Here is a 9611-nt window from a genome sequence, read left to right on the forward strand (position 1 = left end):
CCATTTTTGTAAACTGTCCCGCAAGTAGCCTTTCACCCAGCTATTCAGCTTGCGGCGTTTGACCGGGATTTTGTCTCTACGGGAGTTGGTCACTTCTCAACCTGAGCAAAAGATTGGCAACGTCATGACTCAAGATGTTGTGTTTGTGTATACGGATACAGATCAAGAAGAAGTCGCTAGGATGATACAACGATATGACTTTGTTGCTGTGCCCGTGGTGGATCGAGAACAGCGTCTTGTTGGTATTATCACCGTTGATGATATCATAGATATCTTACAAGAAGAAACAACTGAAGATATCTACACCTTGGGTGGTGGGGTACAATCGGGAGGCGACAGCTATTTTCAATCGAATATAATTTCAGTGGCTCGCAAGCGAGTTGTCTGGTTGTTAGTCTTACTTGTAACCAACACTGTTACAGGAACTATTATTAAATCACAAGAAGATATTTTGTCAAAAGTGGTGACGCTGGCGGCGTTTATCCCCTTGCTAACTGGTACTGGTGGTAATGTTGGGGCGCAGTCTTCCACAGTGGTGATTCGCGGGATGAACACGGATGAAATTCGTGCTTTGGGACCATTGCAAGTTGTTGGACGGGAAGCACTTGCAGGTGCGTTACTGGGAGGAATACTGGGAACGATCGCCACCCTCTGGGCTTTCCTTTTGGAAAAGAATTTGGAGGTGGCGTTAAGCGTAGCTCTGCCGTAGGCAATCGCAGTCGGAAGTAGTCTTGTAGCTATTTCTATTTTAGCCTCCGTCTCTGGTTCCGCACTACCGTTTTTGTTCCGCCAACTCCGTTTAGATCCAGCATTGATGTCAGCACCCTTTATCACCACAGCCGTGGATGTTTTGGGTGTGTTGATTTACTTTAACTTGGCACGGGTTATTTTAAAAATGTAAGAAGAACTCAGCAGTCAGCAGACAGGAAAAGGAGAAAAAATCAACATTCAGAGTTAAGCGTTAAGAGTTAAGCGTTAAGAGTTAAGCGTTAAGCGTTCCCTGTTAAGAGTTAAGCGTTCCCTATTCTGGCTTCTGAACGGCAGTCGCACGCCACTTGCTACAACGGGGGGAACCCCCGCAACGCAGTGGCTCCCCAAGTCGGGAAACCCGCCCACGGCGCTGCCTCCTCCTGGATTCTTCTTTGAGAACTTCAAAATCTAAAATAGATATGCGCGTTATTATCCAACGAGTCAAATCATCTCAAGTGACCGTCAACGGTGAAATTGTTGGTAAAATTGGTCGAGGCCTAAACTTGCTTGTGGGCATTGCCGATACAGACACCGATGCTGAACTTGATTGGATGGTGCGTAAATGTTTGGAACTGCGACTGTTTGGTGATCAACAACAGGAATCGCGTTGGGAAAAATCTGTACAAGAGATAGGCGGCGAGTTACTAGTCATCAGCCAGTTTACGCTTTATGGTGATTGTCGCAAAGGTCGCCGTCCCTCCTTTGACCGTTCAGCGATTCCCAAAGTAGCTCAAGATTTGTATAATCGCTTTGTTGATAAGTTGCGTGAAAGCGGTTTACGGGTGGAAACAGGTGAGTTTGGGGCAATGATGCAAGTCTCGATAGAGAATGATGGTCCTGTGACTTTGTTACTAGAGCGAGAGATAGTATAAGGGTTTATACGGTAAAAGAAAATCTCAGCAGCCGTTAGACTTCTATGTACGAAATGATGAGAGAATATTAAACTAACGATAATAAAACTTTAAATTCACTCATCATGGCTCAAATTCAGTTTTCCAGAGGTAAGAACGAAGAAGTCATTCCACAGGTGCGCCTGACGCGATCAAAGACTGGTGACAGTTCAACAGCAACGTTTATCTTCCAAAATCCCCAAGCTTTGGATAGTAAGAGTACTGAAGAAATCACTGGGATGTACATGATTGATGAAGAAGGAGAAATCGTCACTCGCGAAGTCAAGGGTAAATTCATCAACGGTAAGCCAGAAGTATTAGAAGCCATTTATCTGATGAGATCCAAAGATGAGTGGGATCGCTTTATGCGGTTTATGGAGAGGTATGCTGAAGAAAACGGTCTGGAATTCAGCGGGAAATCTTAAACTGTCATGAGTCAAACACAAACTCGGACTGTATAAAGCCAGAAAAAGAATACCATTGTTGAGTGTATACGCTTATCGTAACTGCGTTTTAGACACTTTTACCGCTCTGGACGTATTTGCCTTTTCCACAGAGGTTTTCAGGCATTTTTCATTCTTTGAAAGTTCTCAAGTCCTACTCAAGCGCGTGTTGGATTTCTGTGTACCATTGAAATCCCCTTTCGGGCAAGTTGAGTTGTTTGTTAAGGCGAAATACTGCCCAGTTTGGTATTACCCATGCCTATTCTGGGCTTATTCTAAACTTTACAACCGCATCAATTCGTTTATTTGGTCATCTGCTAACCATCGTTGAACTGTGCATCGATATGCGTTCCTAAATTTTTTGCGACTCAACGCAGACAGTGTCGCATTCTTTTTTCAAATTGGTATAACTTATTCTAAATTGTTTGAAAAAGTTTTGTCTTTCTTAATTATTCGATTTTTTGCTATGAGAAAATATGACGTTATTCAACCATTAGATAGAGTAAGTGTAACCAACTATTTTCATAAACTGTAGAGGTTATCATAAGTCGTCTTTACTCTAACGTGGATGTTAATGTTGTCCTGTGAGCCTTCTACATTACGTGTTCTAGTGGTTGACGATCACGAACTAACTCGTTTAACCCTAAAGTTAGCCTTTTCTGGTCAGGAAAATCTTCAAGTTGTTGGTTTAGCCAGCAATGGTCAAGAAGCTGTAGAAATGGTTAAACGCTATCACCCTGATGTGATAGTACTAGATTTACATATGCCAGTTATGGATGGTTGGCGTGCTTCTGGTCATATTAAAGCTATTGCTCCAAATACCCAAATTATTGCTTACTCCTCAGTGGAAGACAACAAATGTCAGGAAACAAGGGAATTGGCTAGCTTGGATGCTTTTTGCAAAAAAGAAACCCCAACAACAGAACTTATTGCTCTAGTTAGAAAATTAGGACAAAGTTCATCCAATGATTGGTAGCTGGATAAATGATACAGCAAAGAAACTTGGGAAATATAAAACTGGGTATCTGGGAACTGGAGAATATGGAGATCTTGAAGAGCGTCGGTCAAACTGTCAGTTAGAGTTTGACGACGCTTTTTTTTGTAATTTGTATCCCTTGTTGGAACTTAACTAAACTTCTGTTTGTGGAAAGGTGCGTCTATATTCATCAATGAGATCGTCCATTTCTTCTAGAGCTTGATTCACGTCAACTCTTAAAGTTCCCAAGTTTGGCTGTTCCAACAAACTCAGTAAATACTCTCGTTGACTTTGAACCTTAAGCACTCGTTCTTTTATAATTTGTGCATCCATTGCTATTTTCCTGTTTTCAACTGATAGATTTACATCATAACAATTGGGCATAACGCCTGAAAAGGTACAAATAGCGCTGTCACTGTTTCAGGTGATACGATAGTTATCTGTTGTTTCAGCTTCGAGACCAAAACCTTTTCATCTTGGAGCTTGAAAAACAGTTCAATTTTTAACTTCGCTATAGCCCAAGCTGTCGTTGCTATGTAATTGGAACTGGGTGACAAAACCGCACTCCATATCAACAAGCTAGACAGGCATGACTATGCAAATTGTAACTATTGTACCATTTTTTACTGCTTTTTGCGATCCTTTGGTTAAAAAATATCACTTGTGTTCTACTGAAATCTACGATAATGGACTGCTGCTCTTCCTAACTTGTTCGTTATCACCGATGATAGAAAAATAATGGTACTAAGAATACATAACGAACTAAAATCATGTTAGGTCAAATTTCCTTGGGAACGCTAGGTATAAGCATCGGCGGTGTTTTGACTATCATTGGTTTTGCTGCCTACGCTGCTGACAATGCCACACTCAATCTTATTGGATTTTTTTACGGAATCCCTCTTCTACTAGGAGGATTAGCACTCAAAGCTAACGAGCTTAAGCCTGTGCCCTTGAGTCAACCGACGACGCCACAAGTGTTGACACTTAGAAAGGAGCAAGCAACTCCTACTCAAAATCAAATTCGCCAAGACATTACTCGATATCGTTACGGTCAAGACGTGCATTTATACCAAGCGCTCTCATTTCTGGGTCTTGGAGCTACAGATGATGATATACCAGCCGTCACAGAGTTACAAGAAACAGAAATTAATGGAGCTTATGCTTTGATTTTGAAATTTGATTCGCCAGCGGTACCAATCGAAGTTTGGCAACAAAAGCAGGAAAAAATGACCAGTTTTTTTGGTCCTGGAGTAGAGGTAAAAGTCACACAGCCAGAATCAGAAAAAATTGATTTGACGCTCATTGCTACTAAAAAGTAGTTGTTATTCACATTAGTTCTGAGTTGTTTGGTAATCACTCAGAGCTAATGAATCATATTTATTTTTCTAAACGAACTGCATACCACTGTAAATACTCCCCAGCACCGACATCTAACTCGCAACTCGTGTCGATTAGATATTTTGCTTGTGCATCTTGTGATTCAAAAGATCGCAAATCGGGTGGCAAATCCTCAAATTTGAGTTTGTGTAAAATTCCCTTGAGCTTTTCTAATAACTCTAAAGTAGAAAGAAATTGTTCTGGTTGATTTGTTTCTAAAACGACAAAGTAATCTTGCTGATACATTAATGAATCTGGCATAAGTAAGTGACTCCAATCAAGTCTAAGATAAAGGACAGGTATAAATTCGTGAAATTAGTATCCTATATAACAATCCTAAATGATTAGTGAAATCTTTCATATAGGCTATGGCTTGTCCAAAGTCGTAACAAATGACTCCCAGTTCGCTCTTTTTCAAGAGAGTTAGAACAATTGCAAAAATCTAGATTTGATCAGAGTTTGAGGTGTACTAAATATATGATTATCTAAACAATATCTCATTTTAAGGGACAAGCGCTCGTGGCAAACACCAAGGCGGATCTGCCCTTCTTTGACAGGTTAACTTTTGGGGAAACTCTCTCCCTGATGTAACTAGGGGCAAGATGCATCTGGTATCTTGGGGCATAGGGCGATTGCCATCTTCGCCAACGCTAAAATCCAAATTTTCCTTCCATTTTTAGAAACTCAATTTCAAATCGGCGAAGCGTACGAAATGACTTATGATAGCTGCGGGCATGCCTATGGCACGTCTTCAACTTCAAAGTAGCGTATTCCTTTAGGACTAGTGTAATCGCAAAGACTCTATTTTCTGTTTTTCAATGTTGACTTACTTATACAAGTCACGGTGTTAGATAATTGCGTAATGATTTCACGCCGTAATGTATATGTTGTTTAATATTTTTGGCTCTTATGGAATGCAACTCATGTCAGGCATAAGCCCATTCTTCATGACCAAAGAAACTCCTGTTATTCTTGTGGCTGATGACGACAAATCGATGCGAATGCTGTTGCGTGAAGCTATGGAAAAAGAAGGCTATCGAGTCGTCGAGGTGAGTGATGGGAAACAGTGTCTAGATGTATACGCATCTGTCAAACCTGATTTAGTTTTGCTAGATGCTGTCATGCCAATTATGGACGGCTTTACATGCTGTAAGCAACTGAGCAAAATATCCAGTAATTTTGGTAACTCAACACTTGCTAATCCAGTGATGGAATCTTCATTGAACACTAGTGCAATTTCAGTACTTTGGAATAGTACTCCCATATTAATGATTACTGGCTTGGACGATCCTGAGTCAGTGGATCGCGCTTTTGAAGCAGGAGCAACCGACTATGTCACCAAGCCTATTCACTGGGCTGTTTTGCGTCAGCGTGTGCGAAGACTGCTGCAACAAGCACAACTCTACAAACAATTTGAGGCTGCTACCCATGCTTTGCAGGAACTTGTCAATATAGATGGGTTAACTGGAGTGGCTAATCGTCGGCGCTTTGACCACTATTTAAATACCAAATGGTTGAACTTAGCACACGAGCAACTGCCTTTATCACTGATTTTATGCGATATCGACTATTTTAAACTTTATAACGATAGATATGGTCACCCTGCTGGAGATGCCTGTTTGCAAAAGGTTGCTGCTGTCTTGAACCGTTTAGCTCAAAGAAATGAGGATTTAGTAGCGCGTTACGGTGGTGAAGAATTTGCTGTGATCATGCCTAACACTCATGCTGCTGGTGCAGTTCACGTTGCAGCTAGCATACAAGCTGGAGTCAGGGAATTACAAATGGATCATTCTGAATCTGAGGTTAGCCGTTACCTCACCTTGAGCTTAGGGGTAGCCACCACGTTCCCCAATTTTGAATCTTCTTTAACAACTTTGGGTATGGCAGCAGATAAGGCGCTTTACCAAGCAAAAGCACAGGGACGCAATCGCATCATACTCAAGCAAGTGAAATGTTGAGCGGTTCAAGCTTTACACTAGAGATAATCAAACTACAATTAAAATAACAATTAGTTTCACTAAAATTTCGCAAACTCCTTTTAAAAAAGCCGATGACGGGATTTGAACCCGTGACCTGCTGATTACGAATCAGCTGCTCTACCACTGAGCCACATCGGCATACCTTCGGATTATTATAGCTTATGACACAACAAAATAACAAAACTCGTATTAATTCAGAACAATACGCCCGTCTCAAGGCAGAAGCAACAGCCCCCTATCGTGGCTTACGGCAATTTATCTACATTACTTGTGGTGCTTCTGGTTTTATTGGTGTAGTTATCTTTCTTTCTAAGCTACTTGCAGGACGTGATGTTGAGAGCGCGTTGCCGAATTTAGCACTTCAAATAGGCGTGGTTGCTATTATGGTTTTTCTTTGGCGTTGGGAGCAGCGTAGACAAAAACGTCCCAAATAGCAATTGATTACAGTTTACTTCTCACGTGTTTGAAGTTTATCTTTCTTGGTGATTCATTATTTTTCATAATCAATTTGAAAATATTTTTAGCATAAAATTTTAAGAATTTCCTTTTATGAAATGAATTACAAGCTTTTGCGATAAGCCGGAGGCTTGACGCTCCGCGTATCGCGTCTCATACCTTTAGAAAAGTAAGCTAATAAAAATGTTGATATCTCCATCATAGCTAAATTCCAGTTAGTCATTGCTAGTATAGTAGTGCCGATAACTAGCAAACAAAGTAAGCTGTATTTAATCTTCATTCATTCTCACTTTTTCCAAATAAAATATAAAATTTTCATTCAAAAGTTTTCCGGCAAGACTCATCTTTAGGAACAACACGCTTTGGAGAACTTTCTTTTGCTCTACAAGTTAGAAAGAAAAGTCCTCCTGACTCAGCCTGATTTAATAGGCTTTTATTTATCATCTCCATCAGCTTTCAGTTCACGCACGCATTCTTGTCCAACACCAATAATGAATCCTAAGCTGGCACCAATTAAAGCATATCTGTTGTGCAAATCTTTGTAGTACTGAGTTTCATATTTAAGTTGATTAAAGTTACGTTGACCAATTTGAGCAGCAGCTAAGCCGATAACTGCACCGACAAGAGCAGTCATAACACCTGAGAAGATGATTAGCTTAATATTCATAATTTCTCAAACTCAGATTGTGATGAGGTAAAACTATACAATTAGCGCTGAAATAAATTGTCTGAGGAGAACAGTTACCAGTACCAGCCGCAGTGAACAGCTACCTACGCAGTGAACAGTTATCAATTGCTTGATGACTGATAACTGATAACTGATAACTGATAACTGATAACTGGTAACTGGTAACTGATAACTGGTAACTGCTAACTGATTAGACTAGTGGTGCAAGAAGAAAGAGTAAAACAGATACACAACAGTGATAGTAAACAAAATGTGGTTTATCCAATCGTTTGCATTCCATTGTTTGAACATTTGTGTGACCTCCATAGACAAACTTTAGTAGACAAACTTTAAACTTCTTCTGCCCCGTTATCGCTGCAACTTGGTATCACTCATTTTGTGGAGTTGTCCTAAATGTCGGGAGTGCTTGTTCCTTCTGATCTGGTTGAAGCTGAGGCGGCTGACCCTGCTCTGGATGCTGTGGCGAACTGGGCTTGTTAGGTTTACCCGGTTTCAAGAAGCGCTCTTCTAGGTTTTTAATAACAACATACAGCACGGGGACTAAAAACAAACTTAAGATTGTCGAAATCAGATAACCGCCAAACAGCGCTGTTCCCAAAGACCAACGGCTCATAGCGCCAGCGCCAGAAGCTATCACCAAGGGCCAGAAACCAACTAAACCAGCAAAAGCAGTCATGAGAATCGGTCGCAAGCGTTCCTCACAAGCGCGGATTGCAGCCTTAGTGATATTCATCCCTAACTCTACCGACTGGTTAGCAAATTCCACAATCAGAATTGCGTTCTTACTTGCCAAACCAATGAGCATCACCAGCGCGACTTGAGCATAGATGTTATTGTTAACCACAGGCCAAACACCGCCTGTTTGGAAAAGATTGGCACGGAACACGACTGCACCAAGCGCACCCAAGATTGCCAGAGGTACGGTAATCATGATGATGGTGGGATCGACGTAGCTTTCGTACTGCGCCGCTAACACCAAGAAAACCATGACAAAAGCTAAACCAAAAATAATGGGTGCTGCACCGCCAGAGGATTTCTCCTGAAGGGCAGTCCCTGTCCAAGCAAAGCCAAATCCTGGTTGTAAAACTTCGTTGGCGATCGCCTCCATTGCTTGAATTGCCTGTCCAGTACTATAGCCCGGTGCTGGAGCTCCTTGAATTTTGATTGACGGATAAACGTTGTAGTGAGTGATAACAGGCGGATAAGTAATTCTTTCCAATTGCACCAAAGAACTCAGTTGAACGAGATTCCCATTTTGGGAGCGTACGTACAGACGACTGAGATCTTCTGGATTAGAACGCACTGTCCCCTCTGCTTGGGCGTAAACCCGATACAGTCGCCCACCAAGCACATATTGGTTGATATAGCTTGCACCCAGGTAGGTCTGCATGGTGCTAAAAATATCACTGACTCGGATGTTTTGTGCTTTGGCTTGGTTGCGATCAATGGAAATTTGCATCATCGGAGCATTGAAGGTGAATTGAGAAAAGACACCTCCTAGTTCCGGTCGCTTCTGGGCTGCTGCAATCACCTTTTGGGTATTGTCGATAAGCGCTTCCATAGGCAGGGCTTGTTTGTTTTGGATATACATCTCGAAGCCACCTGTACTACCCAAGCCATCTACGGGTGGTGCATTGACGGCGATCGCCACCGCACCAGGAATTTTTTCTCGCAACCCTTTATTAATTTTTTGTAGAATGCCAAAGACTGAATGCTCGCCTCCATGACGCTCTTCCCAGTCTTTAAGCTTCACGAAAAACAGCGACTTGTTGCTCGCGTTCCCCTCAAACCCAAAGCCAGCGTTTCCGACAACATGCTCAACTTCCGGCAGTGGTTTTACGACTTCTTCAGTAATCTTCTTGACCAGATCAACGCTGTAGTTGAGAGATACGCTTGGTGGTGCTTCGACAATCGCAAAGAAATAACCTTGATCCTCTTCGGGGATAAACCCTTGGGGAGTCGTCTGGTAAATCCAACCTGTCAAGACTAAACCCCCAATAAGGGACTTCCAAGGAATAAATTAATCAACAAAAACCAAGAAACTAGATTTAC

At 41.6% G+C, this 9611-nt stretch carries 10 protein-coding genes, 1 tRNA gene and 1 pseudogene; 7 read left to right on the plus strand and 5 right to left on the minus strand.

Translation table 11 applies throughout. The annotated features are described in order from the left end of the window. Positions 1-52: 52 nt before the first annotated feature. The 4 genes and pseudogenes from mgtE to DP116_RS24080 form a co-directional block, all read left to right on the plus strand. A pseudogene (gene mgtE / locus DP116_RS24065) lies at positions 53-901 on the plus strand (magnesium transporter); the annotation flags it as partial. A 268-nt stretch (positions 902-1169) separates the two neighbouring features. Further along, the gene (gene dtd, locus DP116_RS24070; RefSeq protein WP_169157565.1) at positions 1170-1622 is read left to right on the plus strand and encodes a D-aminoacyl-tRNA deacylase; all 453 of its coding nucleotides are present in this window, start codon (positions 1170-1172) and stop codon (positions 1620-1622) included. A 104-nt stretch (positions 1623-1726) separates the two neighbouring features. Continuing rightward, positions 1727-2065, plus strand: coding sequence for a photosystem II reaction center protein Psb28 (gene psb28 / locus DP116_RS24075; RefSeq protein ID WP_169157566.1), 339 nt, complete (start codon positions 1727-1729; stop codon positions 2063-2065). A gap of 586 nt (positions 2066-2651) precedes the next feature. Next, positions 2652-3059, plus strand: a complete 408-nt coding sequence (locus DP116_RS24080; protein ID WP_048871409.1) for a response regulator — start codon at positions 2652-2654, stop codon at positions 3057-3059. Between the two features lie 153 nt (positions 3060-3212). Here the strand turns inward: DP116_RS24080 and DP116_RS24085 are convergent, their stop codons facing one another. Continuing rightward, positions 3213-3392, minus strand: a complete 180-nt coding sequence (locus tag DP116_RS24085) for a hypothetical protein (RefSeq protein WP_169157567.1) — start codon at positions 3390-3392, stop codon at positions 3213-3215. 437 nt (positions 3393-3829) lie between these two features. Here DP116_RS24085 and DP116_RS24090 point away from each other — a divergent pair, with 437 nt between their 5' ends. Beyond that, on the plus strand, positions 3830-4378 hold the full coding sequence (locus DP116_RS24090; RefSeq protein ID WP_169157568.1) for a DUF2854 domain-containing protein: 549 nt from the start codon (positions 3830-3832) through the stop codon (positions 4376-4378). 58 nt (positions 4379-4436) lie between these two features. Here DP116_RS24090 and DP116_RS24095 read toward each other — a convergent pair whose 3' ends face one another. Further along, positions 4437-4697 carry a CRR7 family NDH-1 assembly protein gene (locus DP116_RS24095; protein WP_169157569.1) on the minus strand — a complete coding sequence of 87 codons (261 nt, stop codon included), beginning with the start codon at positions 4695-4697 and terminating at the stop codon, positions 4437-4439. Between the two features lie 662 nt (positions 4698-5359). Here DP116_RS24095 and DP116_RS24100 point away from each other — a divergent pair. Beyond that, positions 5360-6394 carry a GGDEF domain-containing response regulator gene (locus DP116_RS24100; protein ID WP_169157570.1) on the plus strand — a complete coding sequence of 345 codons (1035 nt, stop codon included), beginning with the start codon at positions 5360-5362 and terminating at the stop codon, positions 6392-6394. An 87-nt stretch (positions 6395-6481) separates the two neighbouring features. On the opposite strand, the gene DP116_RS24105 is transcribed toward DP116_RS24100, so the two are convergent. After that, positions 6482-6553: transfer RNA gene (locus DP116_RS24105), tRNA-Thr, on the minus strand. Positions 6554-6576: 23 nt separating this feature from the next. On the opposite strand from DP116_RS24105, the gene DP116_RS24110 reads away from it, so the two are divergent. Then, positions 6577-6849 carry a DUF3493 domain-containing protein gene (locus DP116_RS24110; RefSeq protein WP_169157571.1) on the plus strand — a complete coding sequence of 91 codons (273 nt, stop codon included), beginning with the start codon at positions 6577-6579 and terminating at the stop codon, positions 6847-6849. A gap of 455 nt (positions 6850-7304) precedes the next feature. Here DP116_RS24110 and DP116_RS24115 read toward each other — a convergent pair whose 3' ends face one another. Together DP116_RS24115 and DP116_RS24120 are read right to left on the minus strand one after the other, a co-directional pair. Then, positions 7305-7538 carry a hypothetical protein gene (locus tag DP116_RS24115; protein WP_169157572.1) on the minus strand — a complete coding sequence of 78 codons (234 nt, stop codon included), beginning with the start codon at positions 7536-7538 and terminating at the stop codon, positions 7305-7307. A 388-nt stretch (positions 7539-7926) separates the two neighbouring features. After that, positions 7927-9543 (minus strand): efflux RND transporter permease subunit, encoded by a 1617-nt coding sequence (locus DP116_RS24120; RefSeq protein ID WP_246275771.1) that lies wholly within the window; start codon positions 9541-9543, stop codon positions 7927-7929. Positions 9544-9611: the final 68 nt, after the last annotated feature.

The sequence above is a fragment of the Brasilonema bromeliae SPC951 genome (genome assembly GCF_012912135.1).
Taxonomy (GTDB): Bacteria; Cyanobacteriota; Cyanobacteriia; order Cyanobacteriales; family Nostocaceae; genus Brasilonema; species Brasilonema bromeliae.

Coding starts and splice junctions, on each gene's coding strand:
- dtd (WP_169157565.1), top strand. CDS start 1,170: ATGCGCGTTATTATCCAACGAGTCAAATCATCTCAAGTGACCGTCAAC.
- psb28 (WP_169157566.1), top strand. CDS start 1,727: ATGGCTCAAATTCAGTTTTCCAGAGGTAAGAACGAAGAAGTCATTCCA.
- DP116_RS24080 (WP_048871409.1), top strand. CDS start 2,652: ATGTTAATGTTGTCCTGTGAGCCTTCTACATTACGTGTTCTAGTGGTT.
- DP116_RS24085 (WP_169157567.1), bottom strand. CDS start 3,392: ATGGATGCACAAATTATAAAAGAACGAGTGCTTAAGGTTCAAAGTCAA.
- DP116_RS24090 (WP_169157568.1), top strand. CDS start 3,830: ATGTTAGGTCAAATTTCCTTGGGAACGCTAGGTATAAGCATCGGCGGT.
- DP116_RS24095 (WP_169157569.1), bottom strand. CDS start 4,697: ATGCCAGATTCATTAATGTATCAGCAAGATTACTTTGTCGTTTTAGAA.
- DP116_RS24100 (WP_169157570.1), top strand. CDS start 5,360: ATGTCAGGCATAAGCCCATTCTTCATGACCAAAGAAACTCCTGTTATT.
- DP116_RS24110 (WP_169157571.1), top strand. CDS start 6,577: ATGACACAACAAAATAACAAAACTCGTATTAATTCAGAACAATACGCC.
- DP116_RS24115 (WP_169157572.1), bottom strand. CDS start 7,538: ATGAATATTAAGCTAATCATCTTCTCAGGTGTTATGACTGCTCTTGTC.